The sequence below is a fragment of the Anaerotruncus colihominis genome, assembly GCF_010206195.1.
In the GTDB taxonomy this organism is placed as follows: Bacteria; Bacillota; Clostridia; order Oscillospirales; family Ruminococcaceae; genus Anaerotruncus; species Anaerotruncus colihominis_A.
Genome location: NZ_VIQT01000016.1, coordinates 145932 through 166992, shown reverse-complemented (window position 1 = coordinate 166992; position 21061 = coordinate 145932). Strand labels below are relative to the sequence as shown.

19 protein-coding genes and 1 pseudogene are annotated in these 21061 nt (G+C 55.0%); 8 read left to right on the top strand and 12 right to left on the bottom strand.

Annotation, left to right across the window (positions count from 1 at the left end; translation table 11 throughout):
* Window positions 1–116: 116 nt before the first annotated feature.
* The 3 genes from FMM72_RS11880 to FMM72_RS11870 form a co-directional block, all read right to left on the bottom strand.
* Complete coding sequence (locus FMM72_RS11880; protein ID WP_160210280.1) at window positions 117–1160, bottom strand: sugar ABC transporter substrate-binding protein; 1044 nt, start codon at window positions 1158–1160, stop codon at window positions 117–119.
* Window positions 1161–1389: 229 nt separating this feature from the next.
* Window positions 1390–1998: a class II aldolase/adducin family protein gene (locus FMM72_RS11875; protein WP_243151683.1), complete on the bottom strand. Its 609-nt coding sequence runs from the start codon at window positions 1996–1998 to the stop codon at window positions 1390–1392.
* 33 nt (window positions 1999–2031) lie between these two features.
* Window positions 2032–2964 carry a 1-phosphofructokinase family hexose kinase gene (locus tag FMM72_RS11870; protein ID WP_160210281.1) on the bottom strand — a complete coding sequence of 311 codons (933 nt, stop codon included), beginning with the start codon at window positions 2962–2964 and terminating at the stop codon, window positions 2032–2034.
* Between the two features lie 324 nt (window positions 2965–3288).
* Between FMM72_RS11870 and alsK the strand changes: the two genes are divergently transcribed.
* The 5 genes from alsK (at window position 3289) to FMM72_RS11845 (ending at window position 7999) form a co-directional block, all read left to right on the top strand.
* Entirely contained in the window at window positions 3289–4203 is a 915-nt protein-coding gene (gene alsK, locus FMM72_RS11865) for an allose kinase (RefSeq protein WP_162221541.1), read from the top strand.
* Between the two features lie 218 nt (window positions 4204–4421).
* Complete coding sequence (gene rpe / locus FMM72_RS11860) at window positions 4422–5099, top strand: ribulose-phosphate 3-epimerase (protein ID WP_160210283.1); 678 nt, start codon at window positions 4422–4424, stop codon at window positions 5097–5099.
* 4 nt (window positions 5100–5103) lie between these two features.
* Window positions 5104–5913, top strand: coding sequence for a glucose-6-phosphate isomerase family protein (locus FMM72_RS11855; RefSeq protein WP_160210284.1), 810 nt, complete (start codon window positions 5104–5106; stop codon window positions 5911–5913).
* Between the two features lie 185 nt (window positions 5914–6098).
* The gene (locus FMM72_RS11850; protein ID WP_162221540.1) at window positions 6099–7175 is read left to right on the top strand and encodes a Gfo/Idh/MocA family oxidoreductase; all 1077 of its coding nucleotides are present in this window, start codon (window positions 6099–6101) and stop codon (window positions 7173–7175) included.
* Window positions 7172–7999 (top strand): PHP domain-containing protein, encoded by an 828-nt coding sequence (locus FMM72_RS11845; RefSeq protein WP_160210286.1) that lies wholly within the window; start codon window positions 7172–7174, stop codon window positions 7997–7999. Before FMM72_RS11850 ends, FMM72_RS11845 begins: the two co-directional genes overlap by 4 nt.
* A gap of 219 nt (window positions 8000–8218) precedes the next feature.
* Here FMM72_RS11845 and FMM72_RS11840 read toward each other — a convergent pair.
* The 8 genes and pseudogenes from FMM72_RS11840 to FMM72_RS11805 all read right to left on the bottom strand — a co-directional run.
* Window positions 8219–8392 (bottom strand): annotated as a pseudogene (locus tag FMM72_RS11840) (aldo/keto reductase); the annotation flags it as partial.
* A gap of 188 nt (window positions 8393–8580) precedes the next feature.
* Complete coding sequence (locus tag FMM72_RS11835; protein ID WP_162221539.1) at window positions 8581–10404, bottom strand: ABC transporter ATP-binding protein; 1824 nt, start codon at window positions 10402–10404, stop codon at window positions 8581–8583.
* Window positions 10397–12130 carry an ABC transporter ATP-binding protein gene (locus FMM72_RS11830; RefSeq protein ID WP_162221538.1) on the bottom strand — a complete coding sequence of 578 codons (1734 nt, stop codon included), beginning with the start codon at window positions 12128–12130 and terminating at the stop codon, window positions 10397–10399. Before FMM72_RS11830 ends, FMM72_RS11835 begins: the two co-directional genes overlap by 8 nt.
* Window positions 12131–12161: 31 nt before the next feature.
* Window positions 12162–12605: a MarR family winged helix-turn-helix transcriptional regulator gene (locus FMM72_RS11825; RefSeq protein WP_162221537.1), complete on the bottom strand. Its 444-nt coding sequence runs from the start codon at window positions 12603–12605 to the stop codon at window positions 12162–12164.
* 134 nt (window positions 12606–12739) lie between these two features.
* On the bottom strand, window positions 12740–13504 hold the full coding sequence (locus FMM72_RS11820; protein WP_160210290.1) for a phosphoenolpyruvate-utilizing N-terminal domain-containing protein: 765 nt from the start codon (window positions 13502–13504) through the stop codon (window positions 12740–12742).
* 709 nt (window positions 13505–14213) lie between these two features.
* Window positions 14214–15875 carry a hypothetical protein gene (locus FMM72_RS11815; RefSeq protein ID WP_162221536.1) on the bottom strand — a complete coding sequence of 554 codons (1662 nt, stop codon included), beginning with the start codon at window positions 15873–15875 and terminating at the stop codon, window positions 14214–14216.
* Between the two features lie 17 nt (window positions 15876–15892).
* On the bottom strand, window positions 15893–17233 hold the full coding sequence (locus tag FMM72_RS11810) for an AI-2E family transporter (protein WP_160210292.1): 1341 nt from the start codon (window positions 17231–17233) through the stop codon (window positions 15893–15895).
* A 209-nt stretch (window positions 17234–17442) separates the two neighbouring features.
* Window positions 17443–17925 carry a TspO/MBR family protein gene (locus tag FMM72_RS11805; protein WP_160210293.1) on the bottom strand — a complete coding sequence of 161 codons (483 nt, stop codon included), beginning with the start codon at window positions 17923–17925 and terminating at the stop codon, window positions 17443–17445.
* 380 nt (window positions 17926–18305) lie between these two features.
* Between FMM72_RS11805 and FMM72_RS11800 the strand changes: the two genes are divergently transcribed.
* The 3 genes from FMM72_RS11800 to nth are packed head-to-tail and all read left to right on the top strand — an operon-like array spanning window position 18306 to window position 20131.
* Window positions 18306–18878, top strand: a complete 573-nt coding sequence (locus FMM72_RS11800) for a chromate transporter (RefSeq protein WP_160210318.1) — start codon at window positions 18306–18308, stop codon at window positions 18876–18878.
* Window positions 18875–19465 carry a chromate transporter gene (locus FMM72_RS11795; RefSeq protein WP_162221535.1) on the top strand — a complete coding sequence of 197 codons (591 nt, stop codon included), beginning with the start codon at window positions 18875–18877 and terminating at the stop codon, window positions 19463–19465. Before FMM72_RS11800 ends, FMM72_RS11795 begins: the two co-directional genes overlap by 4 nt.
* A gap of 21 nt (window positions 19466–19486) precedes the next feature.
* Window positions 19487–20131, top strand: a complete 645-nt coding sequence (gene nth, locus FMM72_RS11790) for an endonuclease III (RefSeq protein ID WP_160210295.1) — start codon at window positions 19487–19489, stop codon at window positions 20129–20131.
* A gap of 49 nt (window positions 20132–20180) precedes the next feature.
* Here the strand turns inward: nth and hslO are convergent, their stop codons facing one another.
* Window positions 20181–21056: an Hsp33 family molecular chaperone HslO gene (gene hslO, locus FMM72_RS11785; RefSeq protein ID WP_162221534.1), complete on the bottom strand. Its 876-nt coding sequence runs from the start codon at window positions 21054–21056 to the stop codon at window positions 20181–20183.
* Window positions 21057–21061 lie beyond the last annotated feature (5 nt).

Below are 21061 nucleotides of genomic sequence, written 5' to 3'. Positions count from 1 at the left end.
TTTGCTGTCAGGGGGGTAAAGTCCCTGTCACCGGGCGCTTTCAAAGCGCGGGCTTTAGTGGAAAAGTTGGGCGGGTTCCAAGTCCGCCCAACTTTTCCTGCCTGCGGATGGGCCAATTAATAACCGGCGAATCCTTTTTCCTCTACGTTCTCAAGCGCGACCTCAAATCCGGGATCGTAGGCGTTCGGGTCGACCGTCTCGCCCCTGGCGAGTTTGACCGCATTCTCGACGCACAGCTTGCCCTGCATGGTGGCGTCTTGTACGGAGACGATATCGACATATTTGGCCTTGATCTGGTCGACGGCATCCTTGGCGCCGTCAAAGGTGACGAATGTGACGTGCTTCTCATCATCGGCGGGATACCACTTGTCCACCTGCTTGAGCGCGGACTGGATGGCCGGCAGCAGCGCGTCGGACGGGGAGAAAATCATATTGATGTCCGGGTTTGCCTGGAAAGCGTTGAGCGCGCCGGAGAGGGCCAGCTCAGGTTTCCACTCGGTCGGAACCTCAGCCACGACCTCGAAGACGTCGGGATTGGCGTCCGCAACCTTCTTGAAGCCCTCGTCGCGCGCAACGGCGTTGACGTCGGTGAGGTTGCCGATGAACTTGAGCACCTTGTATTTCTTGCCGCTCGCCTTAGCCTGCTCGAGGATGTAGTTCATCTCGCGCTCGACCATGGCGGTGTTGTCGGAGGAGACGGTACACGCGACCTCGGCGCCCTCGCCCGCCGCGCGATTGTTCATGACGACGGGGATGCCCGCCTCGTTGCACTTTTTGATCGCGGAAACGATCGCGGTGCCGTCCTTCGGCGCGATAATGATCGCGTCAACGCCGGCGGCAATCAGCGTCTCAACCTGCTGATTCTGCTTCTGAGCGTCGCCGTCCGCGATGACCTCTGTGTACTTGACGCCCATTGCATCGAGCGTCTCATGCATGGAACGCTGATTTTCTACCCACATCTGGGATTCGATCGCATCCATCGAAATGCCGATGGTGATCTCGCCGTCTGCGGCGGGCGCTTCCTCTGGGGGTTCGGACTGAGCCGCAGGGGCTTCAGGCTGAGCCGCGGGGGCCGAGGTGGTTGCCGGGGCGCTGCTGCCGCACGCGCCCAACACAAAGAGCATTGCACACGCCAGGACCAGACACATGATTCTTTTCATTCTGTTTGCCTCCTAGTTTTTTGTTTTATACAACAGGGGGGAAAGTTTCCTCCCTGAAGGCAGACTGTCTGGGCTTGTTTGAAAATAGAGGGATTACCGGATTTTTCATGGACAGCCAGAGAACGCAAGGCAAAAAACGCAGGAATCCTTTTGGATTCCGAGGCTTTTTAACGCAGCATCCGCCGCTGTTTGCAGAAAAAGACGGTCATTTTGATTTTTCAAACAGCCCCTAAATAAGGTTCTTGAAGATGCCGCACATGGCGTCGGTCTCCAGCCGTTCGAGCATACAGTAGGCGGTGGTGAGGTTGGAGCCGGTGCAGAGCACTCCGTGCAGCGGGATCACCACACCGAGCGGCATCTGTTCCGACTTGTCGCGCATACCGTCAAAATACTTGTAGATGTTCTGCGCGAGTTCGGGGGTGTAGGCCCTCGTATAGGGGATCGCGCCGCAGTCGCCCTTCTGCATGGTGGCCTCGGTTACTGAGGGGATGGGCTTGCTCTGCGAGGCGTACACCATGCAGTACTGCGGGTGCGCGTGGATACACGCGCGGATGTAGGCGAAGTTCTTCAGCAGCCCGATATGCATATCGCTCTCCCGTGAGATATTCCCCTCCCCCTCAAGGATATTCTTGTCAAAGTCGATCAGCAGGAAGTCCTCGACGGCGATGTTGCAGCGGTGATCCTCCGACATCATCGAGGGGGACACCAGCAGCTTGCCGTCGTCGACCTGTACCGCGATGTTGCCGCCCGCCGCATTGGTGAGCCTGCGGTCGAACATGTGGTGCACGATCTCCAGCATTTCAGTGCGTTCCTTAATATAGGACAGATGATTTCCCAAAGCGATACCTCCAAATCTGTATTGGCTGAATCCTCACAGCCGGCGGATCACGACCCGTTCGCGCAGCGCCATCGCGCGTCCATGGTCAAACCCAACCGTCATCTCCGATTCGGCGGTAGCCGCCGAGACGGCGCACGCGAGGCGCAGGATGTCCTCGAACGGCAGCCCCTGCGCGAAGCCGCAGACCATGCCGCTGAGATAGGCGTCGCCGCAGCCGATGGTGTTGACAACGTCGACGTCAAGCGGCTCGACGCGGTAGGTATCATCACGGTAACGGACAAGCGAGCCTTCCCCGCCCAGCGAAACCGCCACCACCTCGACTCCCTGCGCTGCAATGTCCGCCATCGCGCCGAGGATCTCCTGCGTGTCCCCGATCGGCTTGCCGGCGAGCTGGGAAAGCTCGTCGGCATTGGGCTTGACGAGGAAGGGTTTGGCCTTGATACCCTCGATCAGGTTGTGGGAGCTGGTGTCAAGGAAAACGCGCACACCCTTGGCTGCAACGCGCTCCATCACGCGGTTGTAGAAGAAAGGCGTCTCGGTATTGGAGGCGTCGCCCGACAACACCATGAAGTCCCCCGGCGCGGTGCCTTCGGCGATGTGATCGAGCAGCTCCTCGCAGATATCCGCAGGGATGACCCTTCCCTTCTCGGTGATGAGGGTGCACTCGTTGGTCTGTTCGATCAAAGCGTAGTTGGTGCGGGAGTTTCCGTCGGGATAGTGCAGGAAGCGGACGTCGATGTTGCCCCGGCGGCGCAGGATCTCCCCGATGCGCTCCCCTATCTCGCCGAAGGTCACGCCGAACACCCGATTCGGCACGCCTAGCTGGCTAAGGTTGATCGATACATGCGTGCCCTTACCCCCCAGCACCTCCTCTGTTTTGAGGATGCGGTTGGTACTGTTCTTATGTAGCTCCTGGATAAAGAGCAGCCTGTCGAGCGCAGTGTTGATGGTTAACGTACTGATCACGATTTACCTCCGACCACGGAATCGGTTGTTTGTTTTGTTCCGTTTACGTGAATATAATCGCATAAATTTGGATGTTTTACAAGCCCCAATTTCTGATTCTCTGCACTTTTGTATATATTCACAAGTTTTTCAGTAAAATTCCGGCATCTTTTCCATTGTATTCTGTGGTTTTCTTCTTTATAATAAACAAAAGGGGCATATTAAAGACTAAATCAGTCTCAAACAGTCACAAAATGAAACAGGATAGATTTTCTCTCCGCCGCCCCGCGCACGGCGGACGCCCCCCATTACCTGCCGCGCGCGGCGGCGGAACGGATGGTTCTAATGACCGTACAGAACAGCGACGCTGGATATGTGGTGGGGATCGACATCGGCGGAACCAACTTCCGCATTGGGGCCGTGGACCAGAATGGCGCTCTGCTCGCCAGCGCGCACGAGAGCAGCCGCCGCTTCTTCGGCGGCGCGGACGCCGTCCAGGCGCTGGGGGACTACATTGATACCTTTCAGAAACGGGTGTCGGGTGAGCTGCGCGGCATCTGCGCCGGTTTTCCCGGAACCGTCGCCAAGGACAAGAGCCGCGTGCTCTCCTGCCCCAACCTGCCCGCCTTCACAAACGTCAATGTCGGCCGCCCGCTGGCCGCCCGTTTTGGCGTGCCCGCCCTCGCGGAGCACGATGTCATTCTCCTGCTGGAGAACGACATGCGCGCCGCAGGGCTGCATGGCCAGGATTGCGTCATGGCAGTCTACCTTGGCACCGGGCTGGGCAACGCGATGTACATCCACGGCCGCTTCCTCGACGGCAAAAACGGCGTGTCGGGGGAGCTCGGACATATCCCCGTTCTGGGCAGCGACGCCCCTTGTCCCTGCGGCAATCGCGGCTGTATTGAGCTGTGGTCGTCGGGCAAGCGCCTCGAACAGCTCCAGGAGGAGCATTTCCCCGCGCTGGAGGATTTCCGGACGCTGTTTACGCTGCACGCCGGCGACCCGGCGATCGATGGCTACCTCGACTGTGTCGCCACCGCTATCGCCGCTGAGATCAACATTCTCGACCCCGACACCGTACTGTTGTCGGGCGGGGTGTTGAACATGCCCGATTTCCCTTACGAACGGCTACTTGACCGCATCCGCCTGCACACGCGCAAGCCTTACCCCGCCGAAGCCCTTTGCTTCCTGCGCGGAGTGCAGGACAAGTACGCGGGTATCCGTGGCGCAGCCAGTTACCTCTGGTCCCGGCTGTGAGCGGTGTGAATGGCCTCCGTTTGTGCCCGCTGCGCGGTCGGTGGATGTGATTTTTTACACATGCTCCAGGATCTGCCGACCTCTGCACGCGTTCCGCGCTCCACGGAGCTTTCATTCCACAAAAATTTTGTTTCTCGCTTGACATTTGACTGTTTATGTGGTTATATGATGTAAAACACATGTATTCAGTCAATGTCAAGCGAAAGGAGATTCCGTTTATGAACAAAATTTCCCCATCCGTCATGTGTATCGACATGATGGACCTGAAAAACCAACTCGCGCGGCTCGACGCCGCAGGCGTGGATTTCTATCACATCGATATTATGGACGGCCACTTCGTCCCCAACTACAGCCTCAACGGCGACCTCATGCGGGCGATCAAAGGCGTGTCGAATACGCCGATGGACGTACATCTGATGGTGACAAACCCCACCGAGTACATCCAGTACTTCGTGGACGCGGGCGCCGAAATCATCACGCTACATATCGAAACGCTCGACCACCCCATCCGCGCGCTCAAGCAGATTCGTGCGCTCGGCAAAAAGGCAGGGCTCGCCGTCAACCCGGCTACCGATATCTCCAAATTCAAATATCTGCTCGACTTTCTCGACCTTGTGTGCGTAATGACGGTGGATCCCGGCTTCGCTGGCCAGACGCTCATCCCCGCCACTGTCAGCAAAATCTCCGAGCTGCGCGCGATGTTTGACGCGGCGGGCAAGCAGGGCGACATCGACATCATGGTTGACGGTCAGGTCAAAGAGGAGACCGCGCAGATGCTGGTAGACGCGGGCGCCAACATGCTCGTGCTCGGCTCATCGGGGCTCTTTAAGTTCCCGCCCGAGCGATATGCCGAGGTGGTAGCGATGTACAAAAATCTGAAGAAAGCGCAGGGCTGAGAAAATGAAAGAGCTGAAGTTGTTTGGATTTTCCGTCTCCTTTGACCCGTCGAACGATCGCTTAGTTTTGGGCGAGGGCGCCTCCTACGAGGACTACAGCCGCAAATACTCCAAGGCCATGTTTGGGTTGTTGGCGGACAGGGATTACCGCACCGAGGACGACCCCTACTACGATTTCTACAAGGCGATCGTCCGCGACGCAGATCGCGAGAAATTCTCAGGTGCGGGCCTGCGCTACGACAGCACCGTCATCATGGCGGGCCAAGCGGGCGCGGAGTTCAAGAAGACCGCAGGCCACTTCCATTGCGAGGCCCCCGGCAAGCAGATGAGCTTCCCGGAGCTTTACCAGGTCGTCAAAGGACGCGCCCTCTTTGTCATGCAGAAGGTGGACGACTGCCGCAAGGAGGGCCGGATGGTGGTCGAAGACGCCATCCTCGCAGAGGCCGGCCCGGGCGAAACGGTCGTCATCCCCCCCGACTACGGCCACTGCACTGTCAATATCAGCGATGAGACGATGGTGTTCATCAACCTCGTGGCGTGCGCCAGCCAGAATTTCTACGACTCGGTCAAGGCGAGCGCGGGTATGTGCTGCTACGCGATGCAGGACGCGGGCGGCTACCGTATCGAGCGCAATCCCCGCTACGACTTTGCTTGCGAGCCGCGCGTCGTCGCTCCACTCGACTGCGACGCGCTCGGGGTGCGGCAGGGCCTGTCCGCCTATGACGCCTTCCTGCGCGACCCGGAGAAGTTTGCCTACCTGCGTGAGCCGGAACGGGCTGCCGGTAGCTATCCCACCGCTTTTTGCGCCAAGTAACGACATTTCCCATTCATTTTCATTTTTCTTTCTCCATATGTCCGGCAGCCGTCTTTTTTCAGGCGGCTGCCGCGTGCTATCTGATTGCAGCAGTGGCGTCGCGGTATTCTTGGAGCCTGTATCCACAGCCGCCAAGCGCCGTCCGGCTGTGAATACAGGTTCTTATTCTGTCAGGAGGGATTTCTGTGGAAAAAATCAGGATCGGCATCATCGGCGGCGGCTGGCGCACAGAGTTCTTTACCCGCATCGCCCACTACGTCCCAAAGCGGTTCGAGATCGTCCGTGTGTACATGCGCAACGCCGAGAAGGCGCGAGCCTTCACTCAAAAATTTAATATCCCCACCACGCAAAATCTACCAGAACTATTCTCCAGCGGGCTCGACTACGTGATCCTCTCGGTAACGCGCGGAGCGGTCTACCCTTTCCTTGAGCGGCTTTTCGAGGCGGGAATCCCGGTTCTCTGCGAGACCCCGCCTGCCGAGACGCTCGGCGAGCTTAACGCCCTCTGGACACTCAAGCAAAAGCACAACGCCAAGATCAACGTAGCGGAACAGTATTTCCTACAGCCCTACCACCAGAGCGTTCTACGCCTGATTTCTGACGGGCTGATCGGCGAGGTCAACAGCGTCAACCTCAGTATGATGCACCAGTACCATGGCATGAACATGATCCGCCGCTACCTGGGGATCGATATGGAAAACTGCGTCGTGCGCGGACGGCGGTACACGGCGCCGACGATGCGCAGTTGCGACCGGCCGGGCATGGAGTACACCGGCGAAGTCCGTGACTGTACCCGCGAGGTGTTGACCCTCGAATTCGAGAACGGCAAGCACGCCCTGTTCGACTTCGACAACGAACAGTATTTCTCCTACATCCGTTCCCGCCATCTCTGCGTGTCGGGCGTGCGCGGCGAGGTATACGACACGGATGTGCGCTACATGGACGCGCAGTTTTCCCCCGTCCACAGCCGGCTCCAGCGGGTGGACCTCGGCGTCTACAGCAACCTGGAGGGCTACAGCCACCGGGGTATCACGCTCGACGGCAAGTTCCTCTACCGCAACCCTTACGAGTATGCCCGCCTCAACGATGATGAGATTGCCATTGCGGGTTGTATGGAAAAGATGTACCGCTCGCTGAACGGCGAGCCGGACTTCTATCCGCTCGAGCAATCGCTCCAGGACAGCTATCTCGCACTCGCGATGACTGCGGCGCTCGATTCGGGCGAACCGTTCGCCACCACCTCCCAGTCGTGGGCGCTATGACCGGCGACCTGCACTGTCACAGCCGCCACTCCGATGGCTCCGCGACCGTGGAATCGATCGTCTCCTATGCGGTCCGCTTAGGGCTCGACTATGTGGCGCTCACCGACCACGATACAATGGCGGGGGTCGACGAACTGTGCGAGCGCGGGCGGCGCGCCGGGCTGGGGACGATCCCAGGTGTCGAGTGTTCGGCGCGGGACGGGCGCACCGGGCGGCCGGTACACCTTCTCTGTTACCTGCCCCGCAATCGTGTGGTCCTACAGGCGGCGCTCGACCGGACGCTCGTCAGCCGCGCCGAAACCAAGTGGCAGATGGTCGAACACATCATGGAATCCTACCCTCTCACACGCGGCGACGTGCTTCGCTACAGCCGTGAGAGCGCATCGGTCCACGAGCCGCACATCATGCAGGCTCTCGCGGACCTCGGCTACACCAACACAGTCATTGGTCCGCTGATGGACGAGCTGATCGGCAAAAACGGGAGCTGCTACGTGCCCAATGTCTACCCCGAGGCGCGCGATATCGCCCGCCTTATCCAAGAGGCGGGCGGGATCGCAGTGGTGGCGCACCCCGGCCAGTTCGATTCTCTCGAGCTGGCCGAGGAGCTCGCGCGGGACGGGCTAATCGGCGGTATCGAGTGCCATCACCCGCGCAATTCCCCCGAGGTTACACAAAAGGCGATCGCGCTCGCCGCACGCCATGATCTGATCGTGACGGGCGGCTCGGATTTCCACGGCCAGTTCGCCAAGCGCCCACATCCGCTGGGGACGTGCGTCACCGACGGCGAAAATATCCGCAGACTGCTTGCGGCCGCAGGACAATGAGTAGGGATATTTAAAGCAGGCGGCATAGAAAAGGGAATAGCAAGACAGAAACCCAAGCGGGCCCCGGCTAACTATCAGAAGGAAGTCAGACAACCAAATAAAGTGACGGTCTTGATTTCTCAAAACCGTCACTTTAGGCGTGACAATTTGTGCTGTATGACAGCTTTTTTCTTTAGCAGTCATACAGCAGTTTTTAATTATCCTATCATCTTTGTAATGTTAGTACCAATCGTGTTTCTCACCCCGATCCAGAGCGTTGATCTGCGCCATTTCCTCATCAGTCAGCGCAAAGTCATACAGCTCGGTATTCTCCCGGATATGATCTGGATTGCTGGAGCCGGGGATGACCACCACGCCCTTTTGGAGATTCCACCGAAGGATCACCTGAGCGGAGAATACACCACAGCCTGCTCTCGCAAGGCTTTCCGGGCATCGTTTACATTAGCTGCGGCGCTATGTATCGCGGATTGAGAAAAAAGCGATCAGCATCCTACGCAGCAAATTTGAAAAGGAAGGCGCATTTTTAACAGAAGCTTAAGCGGGATACCAAAAGCCAGCAAACACGAACGGCTCTGTGTATCCTATGCAAACTGGCTGTAATACAGATCGGCATAAGCGCCCTTCGCCTTTAGCAGAGACGCATGGTCCCCCTGCTCAATAATGTCGCCGTTCTGCATGAACAGAATCAAATCGGCGTCCACAATTGTTGATAGCCGGTGGGCGATTACAAAACTGGTCCGGCCCTTCATCAGCGCTTTCATGGCTTTTCCGATTTCCACCTCTGTGCGGGTATCCACACTGGAGGTTGCTTCATCGAGGATGATAACAGCGGGATTACAGAGGAATACCCGGGCAATCGTTAAAAGCTGCCGCTGTCCGATAGAAATATTCTCAGCGTCGTTGCTTAAAACAGTGTCATAACCATGCGACATCGTGCGGACAAAAAAATCTACTCTTGCCGCCTTGGCCGCCGCTACGATCTCCGCGCGTGTGGCGTCCGGGTTGCTGTAGGCAATATTCTCTGAGATCGTTCCGCCAAACAACCAGGTATCCTGCAAAACCATCCCAAAATTGCTTCTTAAATTGGAGCGCGCCAGATCCTTTGTATCGATCCCGTCCAGGAATATTTTTCCTCCGTTTATCTCATAAAAACGCATCAACAGATTGATCAGCGTCGTCTTACCCGCACCCGTGCTGCCTACAATGGCCACCTTCTGGCCAGGCTTTACGGAAAAACTGATATTACGCATCAGCATCCGGTCCGCGGTATATCCAAAGCGGACATTTTGAAACTCTACCATTCCCTTTGCGTCATGAACTGCCAGAGGCGCCGCCGGCTCGGCTGAAAGCTCCTCCTCGTCCAGCAAATCATAAATCCGTTCAAGCGACGCCAAGGCGGACTGCATACTGTTGACCATATATGCAACTTCCGTCAACGGCTCCGAGGATTGGTTGATATACTGAAAGAATGCCTGGAACACGCCGACGGTCAGGGCGCCATCCAAAAGCATTTTTCCTGCGAGGACAGCGATCAACACCTGGCCAAAACGGTTGACCAAACGAATGGCAGGATTGATGGCGTTGATCATAAATTCCGCTTTCCGCGTGGATTCGGCCAGCTCCTGCGTCGCCCTGTGCATCTTTTCGGAGCTGTTTTCCTCCTGATTAAAAGCTTTTATGATCACGCGCCCGCTGTACGCCTCCTCCACATGGGCCGTCACATTGCTGACGCATTGCTGCCTTTCCATCGCATATTTCAGGGTCTTTGCGGAAAACAGGTTCGTAGAGATCAAGGCGATCCCTGTAAATATCATGAAGATCAGGGTCAGGGAAACGCTGAACCGGAACATCATAATCAGCGAGCCGGCAACCATTCCGACAGCTGTAAAAAGCTTAAGCAGGCCGGTCTGCAATGCTTCCGACATTTTATCCAGGTCATTGACCGTCCAGCTAAGGATCGCGCCTGTCTTTGTCCGGTCGAAAAAAGAGAGCGGCAGCCGGCTGAGCTTTGTGCTGATTTCTGTTCTCAGGCGCAGACTGAGCTTTTCAGCAAAGCTGGACATCAGATATGCTTGCAGCGTATAAAAGAGGGCCGTCGCCAGATAGATCAGCAACAGGTAAAAAATATCCCTGCCGCCATCTGCCCACGTCACACGAAACGCGGCTCCATCTGCGATGGCCGCCTTGATACTGTTCCAAAGCAGATCGACGATATGTGCGCTATAGGCTGGCGCAATGATGGATAGAAATGTATAAAAAACAACAGATACCAGGACAATCGTCAGCCGTTTATGTTGGTCGTTTACAAAACGCCACAATCTTTTTAGTGTTCTTCCCGCATGCGCTGGCGTTTCAAAATTCATTCCATCGTCCATGATGTCCATGCTGTCGTTATATTCACTCATCGCAAGCCCCTCCTTTCATCTGGGATTTTGCAATATCGCGATAAACCGGGCAGCTCTCCATCAAAACCGCGTGGCTGCCGATACCGGCAACTCTTCCATCCTCCAAAACAATGATTTGCTCCGCATTCATGATCGTACTGATCCGTTGGGCAATGATCAATACCGCCGCGCCCGCCGTCTCATTTTTCAGGGCCTTTCTCAGGGCTGCGTCGGTCTTAAAATCCAAGGCGGAAAAGCTGTCGTCAAAAATATACAGGTCGGCCCTTTTCATCAAGGCTCTCGCAATGGACAGCCTTTGCTTCTGGCCGCCGGAAAAATTTGCACCACCCTGCGCCACGGGGGCATACAGGCTGTCGGGCAGGCTGTTTACAAAGTCGGCCTGCGCCGTCCGCAGGGCGTGCTCCATCTGCTTTTTGTCCGTGTCTCGATCGCCATACCGCAGATTATCCGCGATTGTCCCCGAAAACAGCCATGCCTTTTGCGGCACATAGGCGATCCGCTCCCGAAGCTCCGCCTGAGTCATCCCACGAACGTCACAGCCGCTGAAAAGAATGGAGCCGGAGGTGACATCGTGAAAGCGCAAAATCAGCTTTGCAATCGTCGATTTACCGCTTCCGGTGCTGCCGATGATCGCTGTTGTCTCTCCACGTTTGCAGACGAAATTTAAATTCCACAGGGTGTCCTCATCCGCATCCGCAAACCGGAAGCTTGCATGATCAAAACGGATCACCTCGTCCATTCCCGTTCCCCCGGCGCAGGCTGCGGTTGGGCTGTCCTCAATCTCAGGCGTATGGTGCAGCACGGCGGAAATGCGCCGGACACAGATCATCGCCCGTGGGATTAGGATAAATACCATCTGCGCCATGATGATGTAAAACAGGATCATGACCGCATACTGCGTCAGGGCGGCAATATCCCCAATGTTCATAAAGCCTGCGCCAATCCGGTTTCCACCCAGCCAAAGGATGAATACAATGCACAGATTGATCGCAAACAGTGCGGCGCTCTCAAGGCCAGCGAATAAGCGGTTTGCCTGGATTGCCGATTCCGCATAGTCCTCAAAGGATTTTTTCATACGTTTTTCTTCAAACGCCTCCTTATTGAAAGCACGGATAACACGAACGCCTGTCACATTTTCACGAAGCACAATATTCATCCGGTCCAGAAAGCCCTGCAAACGGTCAAAAATAGCGGAGGCCTTTCTTGTGACAAGAACAGCCAGCAAAATGACAAAAACGGTGGCGCCTATAAGCAGGAAGCCCATCATGGTGTCAATGGAAAAAGCCATGACGATGCCCATAAGGCAAACCGCAGGTACCGGCAGCACCATTTGGATAAACCAAACAACGCCCTGCTGGATAATATTTACATCATTGAGCGTACGGGTGATCATGGAGCCGGTCCCAAATTGTTCAAAATCATAGGCGGAAAACGTAAGCGATTTGTCATAAAGCGCATTTCGCATATCCCGCCCGATCTTCGCGGAAAGGTCCGCGCTCAGATAGCTGCCGGTCAATGCGCCAAGGCTGGTAATCAGGGTGATGACCAACATATAGGCGCCGTTGCGGAGCAAATACTGCATATCCCCGCCGCTTACCCCCACATTGATCATATCGGCTGTAATGGTTGGTATCAGTAAGCCGCCTGCGACATCCAGCACCATCACAAGCAGGGTAAAGAAGCATAAGCATTTGTACGGTTTCATAAACTGCAAGATGGTTTTCATTGTGAATGATCCTCCCTGGGGCTGTTTGAAATCAGATGCGGTCCTGTTTTAGCTTCTCCTTCAGGCTTTTTATATACTTTTGGGTCAGCCGCAGCAGCTCCTCCTGTTCCTGCGGCAATAACGCCATAAAAGCCTCTCTCTCCTTTTGGACGACCGGAACGATATGTGTTTCTATGAATCCTTTTCCGCTTTGCGTCAGGCAGATATGTTTATCCCTTCCGCGTCCCTGTTTCAGATAAAGATATCCTTTCCGCTCCAGCTTTTGAATGGAGGAATGAACGGTCTGCTTATTTGCAAAGGCTTCGCGGCAAATATCCTTTTGCAGACATCCGTCTCCAAGCTCATGGATAATATAAAAAATAGTGAAAGCGCTGTCTGAAATATTCATCCTCAGAGCAACCTCATGATATATGTCGTCCAATTCCTTATCAATCCGGTTGAACGCCCTTAACAGTTCATTTGTTTTATCCTCCACGCAGACACTCCCCCTGGTCCGATTTCGTACTTATTGCATAGGATAGTATAGTCCGAAATCATACTCGTGTCAAGCCCTAAAAAAGAAAAACCGTCCGGGCTTTACCATTTCAGGTAAAGCCCGGACGGTTTTTATCATTCGATCGCAGGTATCATAACACGCGGCCCATGGCACTGTTCCCTCACAGCTTTCAGCGTCCGTTCATCAGGATGGATGAACACACGTCCGGAATAGCCGTCCACAACAGAAATTTCCCCTTCACGCAGGGCAAACAGCCCCTTACCGACGCCGACTACCGCCGGTACGCCCATGGTCCGCGCAAGGATCGAAGCATGGGAATCACGCGTCCCGCCGCTGGTGACAATCGCCAACACACGCCCGCGCTCGAGGCGGATCACCTCGCTGGGCAGGAAACGATGCGCGGCGATCACCCATTGGCCGCGCGCTCCACAAAGCTCCTGTTCCTTAAGGCCGCGCAGTTGGCGGATCAAACCGTTGCAGAGATCGACAATATCGGCGCCGCGCTCTCTGAGGTAAGCATCATCCATCCTCCAAAAAACACGGGCAAAGCGATGCCCCGCCTCCTGAACGGCATATTCCGCGACATAGCCATCCTCCAGAATCAGCTTTGCAACCGCATCGATGAAATCCAGATCCTCAAGAATCATCCTCTGCGTGTCAAAGATCATCGCCTCATCGCCGCCGACTTCTCTGGCGGCCCGCTCGCGCAATTCACCAAGCATCCCAACAGCGGCAGCACGCGCACGTTCAAACCGCTCGTTCTCAGCCGCAGGGTCCAGTGTCTTACGCGCTTTCTCGGACTTTGCCGCGTTATTGAAAAAATGGATCTGGCCGGCCACAATGCCGTGGGACGAGCCAATCCCGGATAATATCGTCATATGTCTCACCCCTGGCCTTCCGGAGCACCCGTTATGTCCGCTTTTACAACCGGTGCGCTCCATTCCCTCTATAAGTAACCAACGGTCCGCTTTCTCTTAGAGCCTATTCAAATTCTCAAAGCATATGGATTGGCGAGAGGTTTTTTCGTCCTGCAAAGCAAACATTCGCAGGCATACTGTATGTCTGGCAAGAATTTTTAACGCAGCCAGGGTGGAAAAACAGCCGCCTGGACATATGCTGGGAGATTTTGAATAGGCTCTTAGTGTATCAAAATACAGCCTGCAAAACCGGTCTGCAGGCCCAACATATAGGCATCCGCTGTTTGTTGCTTATTCACAACAGACCGCGTCAGCCCAAAAGTGAGAATTATTCATTTCTGACCCTATTATAAACCGATGATCCATCCGCGTCAATGCGTTTTTTGCAGGCTATTTCAATAAAGAATACTTTCTAAATTTCCGCTTGATTTTATTGCAATGCTCCAATAGATTTTATACACATTCCTATTTTCGGGCATTTGTTTTGCGGCACCAAACCGGCGCGGCTGCCGGCCGCATTAAGAACCTGTATTCACAGCCGCCAAGCGCCTGCAAAAATTTTCCTTGACCGGGTACAAACCCCTCGTCTGTCCAGCGTCCTTCGGCTGTGAACACAGGTTCTAAAGGGCGCCGGAGGATGTGTTATCCTCCGGCGCAAACAATTTGGTTTTTATGCATCGGGAAGCGATAGATTATCAAACGCAGTCGACTGATTTGACAGCCCCTCCTGAGTGGAATATTCAATCCTGACACGGTCCCCCTCGCGCGTCAATGCAAGCTCATCCGACACCATCGCCGGAATGATAAAGATCTGTCCCGGCTGCTCCTCCAGCAGCAGCTTATACGATGTCTCCCCGCCGTCTACCTCGGACGCCACACGGAGCACCACGCCGGTTGCCGTTTGAAGCTGGGCGGCCGTGCTGCCGCCTGTGGAGATGCCGGAATTTTTCAGCCCAAGCTGATAGTCGCGCAGCGCGAGGTCAATCGTCTCGCCTGTGCCGACGATCGAATAGTTTTCGACCGATACGAACGCATACTGCTTGATAAGCAAACTGCGGTCTTTGAGCGCCATAAAATAGGTCGGCTGCCCGTCAATGTTGAGAATCAACGGGAAGGTCGCCTGATAACCAAGATGCTGCACCTTACCCTGTGCGGAGCCTTGCGCAGCCTCCTCCGTCGCACCCGGCATCTGATAAACGATCGAATCCTTTGTCACCATATCGACCATGATAAAGCCGATGGCGCTGTCATCGCCGCCGATGCTTGTAATGCCTGTAAACAGGTAGCAACGGTCGTTGTTATAAATAATCATATGCCCCTGCGAAACGCGGAACTTGTCTCGGTCGGCAAAGTTGAGCCATCCATGCACAAACTCGCCTTTATTATTGATCTGTGTCAGGATAAACGATTCGGGCTGGATGCGGTCGACCCACTCCGGGATCGCATCGATTGTATATTTATGCATTTCTCCGGTGGTCGCGTTGACGACCCAGGCGCCGGTGGCCTCCGGCAGAGAAAATCCCCGCAGGTTGCGGTAGGTCGTATAGACCCAATAGGGCTGGCCGCTGTCGTCAATTTCAAAGGACGGATCGGCCAACCCGTCGAACCACCCGCCGAAAAAGCGCGTGTGACGCGTCAAATCCTGCATCAGATAATTTCCAGGCTGGTACTTGACCCTGTAATCTTCCACATACTGCACATCGTTGACGTCTGTAGCGGACACCAGGATATATCCCGGCGTGCCGGAGAGATTTGTCAGCCATTTGAACACGCCTGAATGATAAAGCGGCACCGCCCATACCAGCTTGCCGTTGACGCGCTGGATGGTCACGGCGTCCGTTCCCAGGCGCACCTGGCTGCCAAGTCCCGCGCGTTCGCCAAGCTTCTTGTCCGCCAGCACAACCGCAAGCTCCTCATCGACGATTGGCACCTGCTTGAGATCAATCGCCTGCATGTCGCTCGAAAATTCACGGTACTCCGATTCCCCAAGCTGATCGCGAAACGCGTTCGGATGGAAAATGAACGACGAGCCGATCAGAAGCGCCACATAAAATACCCACGGAGCGGCTAAAAGAATTTTTGTCCAGCGTGGAAACTTGCGGTTGGGCACATAATTGAACGCCCGCGCGCTGCGGTCTGTGAACTGGAATGTCAGCTCTCCAAAGCGCATCAGCGCCCAGGTGCCGATATAAATTGTGATAACAGCCGCCCAGAACAGCGCGCCGTCCGAAAAGAAAAACGGGTTCAGATTTGGCGCCTCAACAAAAATATAGGCTGCGATCAGCAGCGTAATTACGCCGAATACAACAACCTTATACCTCTTTTGCTTCATGTATCGGAATACTCCTTTCAACTCTGGTCCTGATGATGCTCCCTGGGCGCATCTGCATCCGTCTTTTTGCGGCCGATGTACGGCACATGCGCCCCACGGCGGCGCGGCTTATCCTGCGTATCCTGTTTTTGCGCAGATGTGCGCAAAAGCGGCGCGTCGGGCGCACAGTAGCTCTCGATATCGACCGGCATCTCGCGCGCCGACAGGCGGCTGTCAATAAACCGCTGGATCAGCATGTAAATGACCGAAAATACCGGCACGCCCAAAAACATCCCGATGAATCCATACAACCCGCCGAACAGCATGATTGCAAAAATAACCCAAAACGCAGAAAGCCCCGTTGAATCGCCGAGAATTTTCGGGCCGAGAATATTGCCGTCAAACTGCTGCAAAATCAGGATGAATACCAGAAACCACAGCGCCTTGATGGGCGCGTCGATCAGGATGATAAAAAACGAAGGGACCGCACCAATAAACGGCCCGAAATACGGGATGACGTTTGTCACGCCAACGATCACAGAAACCAGCATCGCGTTCGGCATACCAAGCAGCGACATTCCAATAAAGCACAGCATTCCGATGATCAGCGAATCAAGAATTTTTCCTCCGATAAATCCGCCAAACACATGGTTTGCCTCCGCCGCGAGGTCAAGAATCCAATCGGCCTTCTTTTTTGGCAGGATCGCATACCAGATCTTTTTGATACCGGCACAGAACCGCTCCTTGTCCATCAGCATATAGATAGAGATGATAATGCCAACGACAATCGTCAACAAGCCCGATGCGATCCCCGTCGAAACCGACAGCATCCATGGGAACAGCTGTTTGAGCATCGTCATCGCCGAACTCATGATCGTGTCGGCGTACTGACGAAGCGCTGTTTCGATCGTTGCATTGATATCAAAATCCGGCAGCAGGGCCAGCAGGCCAGGCAGCCATGTCTCCGTGGAATTGAGGTACGCCGTCATTTTTGCGATCAGCCCCGATATGCTCAACACAAGCTGGGGAAGGACAATTTTTGCAAAGATGGCGATCATCCCCGCTGAAAGCAGATAGGTCAGCAGAATTGCCAGGGCACGCAGCGGCTTGTCGCCAATACGCGTGCCAAACAGGCGGCGCAAAAACACACGTTCGACCACCTTGAGCACCGGATTAAGGATGTAAGCGATCCCAAAAGCATACGCAAACGGCATCAATAAGCGCGCGACTGTTGATACAAGCCCGCGCACGCTTGGAAAGTTGTCCAACAAGCTGTTGAACAGGATTGCCGCCGCCAGCACAAGAAACGCGTAAACGGCTATGGTTGTGTGCTGTCTGTTAAAGTTCAGTTTCATCGCTTTCTTATTCCCTTCCAACATCCATGCACCGCCGCCAAACGCGGCGATTGTCTGCATCTATCATACCATAGCCAGTTCCAAAAGAATAGCAGGAATCCCAGACTTGTTCAAAAGCAGGTCATACGCCGGACCTTTCAAACAGCATCCAGTCTGTTTTGGGGTTACATAAAATTGACCTGCCAGACCGTTCCCGGCCTGGGGCCTTTTTCACTTTATATCCCATATTTTTATTAAAAACCCGTGCTCAGCGCCACCACCGCACGGTTAACGGCAGCGGCATAGGCCAGCCAGACGCAATAGGGGACGACCAAAAGCCCTGCTATACGGCGCAAAGACAAAAAGCACGCGGCCATGACAATTGTCAGAACCAACAGCGCGCTCAGCTCCCAGAATGCGGGGCGCAGAAGCCCTAAACGAAAAAACAGCGGCGGCCACAGCAGGTTCAGGACAAGCTGCACCGCATAAAAGGTCAGCGCCCGTGTGCGGGCGGCGCTCTCCGGCGTGCGCCAGATCATCCACGACGCAATTCCCAATAGCAGATACAGCACAGGCCATACCACTCCAAACAGCCATCCGGGCGGCGCAAACGCCGGTTTATCAAGCGCTGCATACATAGCGGACATATCGCCCGCTAAAAGCGAACCGATCAGCCCCACTGCTTGCGGTATAGCAAGTGCGATCAACAGTGGTTTCAGTCTGAAGGATCCCGACATAACACCTTCCCCCTTTATCAAAAGACTCTTTAAAAATCAGAAATACGCTCCTGCTTCTGTTTTCAAACAAACCCTAATTTTTCCACAATAAGAGCTTATGGCATTTTTTCAAAAATTATACGGAAGATTTGACGCGGCGCGCCCTTTGGGGGTATAATAATCGCAGGGTTTGGGGCTTGTTTGAAAATAGAGGAATTGCCGGACTGTTCGCAAGCTGCGGACGAATGCAATGCAAAGAACGCGGGCATTCTTTGGGATTGCAATACCTTTTAACGCGGCATTCGCCAGCGTTTGTAGAAAAACACGGTTGTTCCGATTTTTTTAACAGCCTCTAATACGGCGTACAGAATGAAGCGCCCCAGGAAGGACATCACTTGCTTATGAAGCACATGCCAATTCATCTGAAGCTGTTTCTTGTATTTTTTAAGATCGGGCTGTTCACCTTTGGCGGCGGTTACGCCATGATCCCGTTGATCCACCGTGAAACGGTGGAGAGCAACCAGTGGATTGATGATGAAACCATGCTGGATATGCTCGCCATCGCTGAATCAACGCCCGGCCCGGTCGCGATCAATTCCGCAACGTTCATCGGCCATCGCGTGGCCGGTTTTTGGGGCGCGCTGTGCGCGACACTCGGCGTCACACTGCCGTCCTTTCTCATTATCTCCATCCTGTCACTGTTCATTATGCAGTATAAAAAGATCAAGTGGCTTGCCTGGATATTTGATGGCATCCGCGCCGGCGTCGTCGTGCTGATTGTCAACGCCGTCCTCAAGCTTGGCAAGCAATGTCCGCGCACAAACTTCGCAGCCGTCATCATCCTGTTGGCGTTGCTTGGGTCAGCCTTCTTTGGCGTCGATGTCATTATCTTGTTGATCTGCGCCGCCATTGCCGGGATCATCCGTCAGATGATCCTTGCGCACAGGCACAGCGGAAAGGGGGATGAGGTATGATCCTCCTCTATCTGTTTTTGACCTTTTTCAAGATCGGTCTGTTCACATTTGGCGGCGGCTATGCCATGATCCCCATGATACAGCAGGATATCCTGTCCCATGGGTGGGTTTCACAGAGCGATTTGATCGACTTCATCGCCATCAGCGAATCGACGCCCGGCCCATTCGCAATCAATATCGCCACCTTTGTCGGTATGTCAAAGGCAGGGCTTGCCGGCGCTGTTTTTGCCACGCTCGGCGTCGTGCTGCCCTCGTTTTTGATTATCCTTTTGATCGCTAAATTTTTTGCGCATTTTCAGGATCACAAATATGTCAAAGCGGCCCTGTACGGTCTGCGCCCCGCGGTCGTCGGCCTGATTGCCGCCGCCGCTCTCTCTATCTTTACCTCTGTCGCCCTGGGGGGTATCAGTCCGCATGCGCTGCTCTATTTCCGCGGTATGCCGTCCATCAGTTGGCGCGCCGTGCTGATTGTGCTGCTCGTCTTTCTTATCAGCCGCTGGCGTAAAAAGTTGCACCCCATCTGGCTGATCGCCATTTCCGGAGCTTTCGGATTTTTGTTCCACGCATTTTTGCCGACGCTCCATTGACGTTTTGAAGGAGGGTTCCCAATGACAAAAAAACAAGCTGCGCACGAAGCCGTGCGCCTGCTCAAAGAGGCTTATCCGGACGCTATCTGTTCGCTTGAATACCGAAAACCACACGAATTGATGATCGCCACACGTCTGGCTGCACAATGTACAGACGCGCGTGTCAACATCGTCTGCGTCGATCTGTTTGATAAATACAGAAGCGTCCGGGATTTTGCTGAAGCGAATCTGACCGACGTGGAGGAAATTATCAAGTCGTGCGGGCTGTATAAGACAAAGGCGCGCGATATCATCGCAATGTGCCAAATGCTGATGGAGAAGTACAATGGAGAACTGCCTGATACCGTAGATGAGCTGACCAAGCTGCCCGGCATTGGACGCAAAACCGCCAATCTTGTCGTCGGCGACGTGTTCCACAAGCCAGCGATTGTCTGCGACACGCATTGTATCCGGATCACCAATCTGCTCGGATTAACAGAGGGAAAGGACCCCGCCAAGGTCGAAAACCAACTGCGTCCGCTGCTTCCGCCGGAGGAATCAAACGATTTTTGCCACCGCCTTGTTCTGCACGGACGCGCTGTCTGCGTCGCGCGCCGCCCACAGTGCGACGCCTGCGTCCTCAAGGTCTGTTGCAAACACTATAAGGATACATACAAGCTAAAATAACAAATTGTAATAAAAAAGCCCCCGGCGAACGGGGGCTTTTGTTGTACCTCTATTTCCGATTTATAAGCGCCTCAAGCTCCGCACGCGTAAACGTATATGTCTTATCGCAGAAATGGCACTCCACCTGCGCTGACTCCTGCTCCTGGGCAAGGCGGCGCAGCTCGTCGCGGCCAAGGCTGACAAGCGCGCGCTCGACGCGTGCCTTTGAACAGGTGCATGTGTAAGCGACCGTGCGTGTTTCGAGCACATCGGGCGACAGGCCCGCCATCACAGTATCGATGATCTGTTCAGGCGTCATCCCCTCGTCGATCATCGTGGAGGCCGGCTTGATATCGCGGATATTTTCCTCAATCCGGGAAATCACATCCTCGCCTGCACCGGGCAAAAGCTGCACAAGATAGCCGCCCGCGGCGCGCACGCTTAGATCGGGGTTTACAAGCACCCCGAGCGCGCAGACAGCCGGCGTCTGTTCGCTGACCGCATAATAGTTCGTAATATCTGCGGCAATCTCACCGGAAACGATCGGCACGGAACCGGTCGCTGGCTCGGGCAGGCCGACATCTTTGATCACCGTCAGCATCCCTTCTTTGCCAACCGCACCCGCCACATCGAGTTTGCCCTGTGCGTTGAGCGGTATTTCCACAATGGGATTTGCGACATACCCGCGCGGATTGCCCGCGCTGTCCGAGACTGCGATCAGCGTGCCGGACGGGCCACCGCCCGCCATGCGCACGGTGACGCTGTCCTCCTCGTTTTTGAGCTGGCTGCCCATAATAGAGGCCGCCGTCATCAGGCGCCCAAGCGCGGCTGTAACAGTGGCCGATGTTTTGTGTATCTGCTCCGCCCGCGCCGCGATATCGGTCGAATCGACGGCCGTACAGACTGCAAGGCCGTCCGCGGCGATCGCGCGTACCAATTTTCCCATCTTAT

Excerpts from the sequence above, each read along its gene's own strand:
- FMM72_RS11855 (WP_160210284.1), top strand. The coding sequence starts at position 5,104 with ATGAAAGAGCTGAAGTTGTTTGGATTTTCCGTCTCCTTTGACCCGTCG.
- FMM72_RS11805 (WP_160210293.1), bottom strand. The coding sequence starts at position 17,925 with ATGTCGGGATCCTTCAGACTGAAACCACTGTTGATCGCACTTGCTATA.
- nth (WP_160210295.1), top strand. The coding sequence starts at position 19,487 with ATGACAAAAAAACAAGCTGCGCACGAAGCCGTGCGCCTGCTCAAAGAG.
- FMM72_RS11830 (WP_162221538.1), bottom strand. The coding sequence starts at position 12,130 with ATGAAAACCATCTTGCAGTTTATGAAACCGTACAAATGCTTATGCTTC.
- FMM72_RS11795 (WP_162221535.1), top strand. The coding sequence starts at position 18,875 with ATGATCCTCCTCTATCTGTTTTTGACCTTTTTCAAGATCGGTCTGTTC.
- FMM72_RS11845 (WP_160210286.1), top strand. The coding sequence starts at position 7,172 with ATGACCGGCGACCTGCACTGTCACAGCCGCCACTCCGATGGCTCCGCG.
- FMM72_RS11880 (WP_160210280.1), bottom strand. The coding sequence starts at position 1,160 with ATGAAAAGAATCATGTGTCTGGTCCTGGCGTGTGCAATGCTCTTTGTG.
- rpe (WP_160210283.1), top strand. The coding sequence starts at position 4,422 with ATGAACAAAATTTCCCCATCCGTCATGTGTATCGACATGATGGACCTG.
- FMM72_RS11810 (WP_160210292.1), bottom strand. The coding sequence starts at position 17,233 with ATGTTGGAAGGGAATAAGAAAGCGATGAAACTGAACTTTAACAGACAG.
- FMM72_RS11835 (WP_162221539.1), bottom strand. The coding sequence starts at position 10,404 with ATGAGTGAATATAACGACAGCATGGACATCATGGACGATGGAATGAAT.
- hslO (WP_162221534.1), bottom strand. The coding sequence starts at position 21,056 with ATGGGAAAATTGGTACGCGCGATCGCCGCGGACGGCCTTGCAGTCTGT.
- alsK (WP_162221541.1), top strand. The coding sequence starts at position 3,289 with ATGACCGTACAGAACAGCGACGCTGGATATGTGGTGGGGATCGACATC.
- FMM72_RS11820 (WP_160210290.1), bottom strand. The coding sequence starts at position 13,504 with ATGACGATATTATCCGGGATTGGCTCGTCCCACGGCATTGTGGCCGGC.
- FMM72_RS11815 (WP_162221536.1), bottom strand. The coding sequence starts at position 15,875 with ATGAAGCAAAAGAGGTATAAGGTTGTTGTATTCGGCGTAATTACGCTG.
- FMM72_RS11800 (WP_160210318.1), top strand. The coding sequence starts at position 18,306 with ATGAAGCACATGCCAATTCATCTGAAGCTGTTTCTTGTATTTTTTAAG.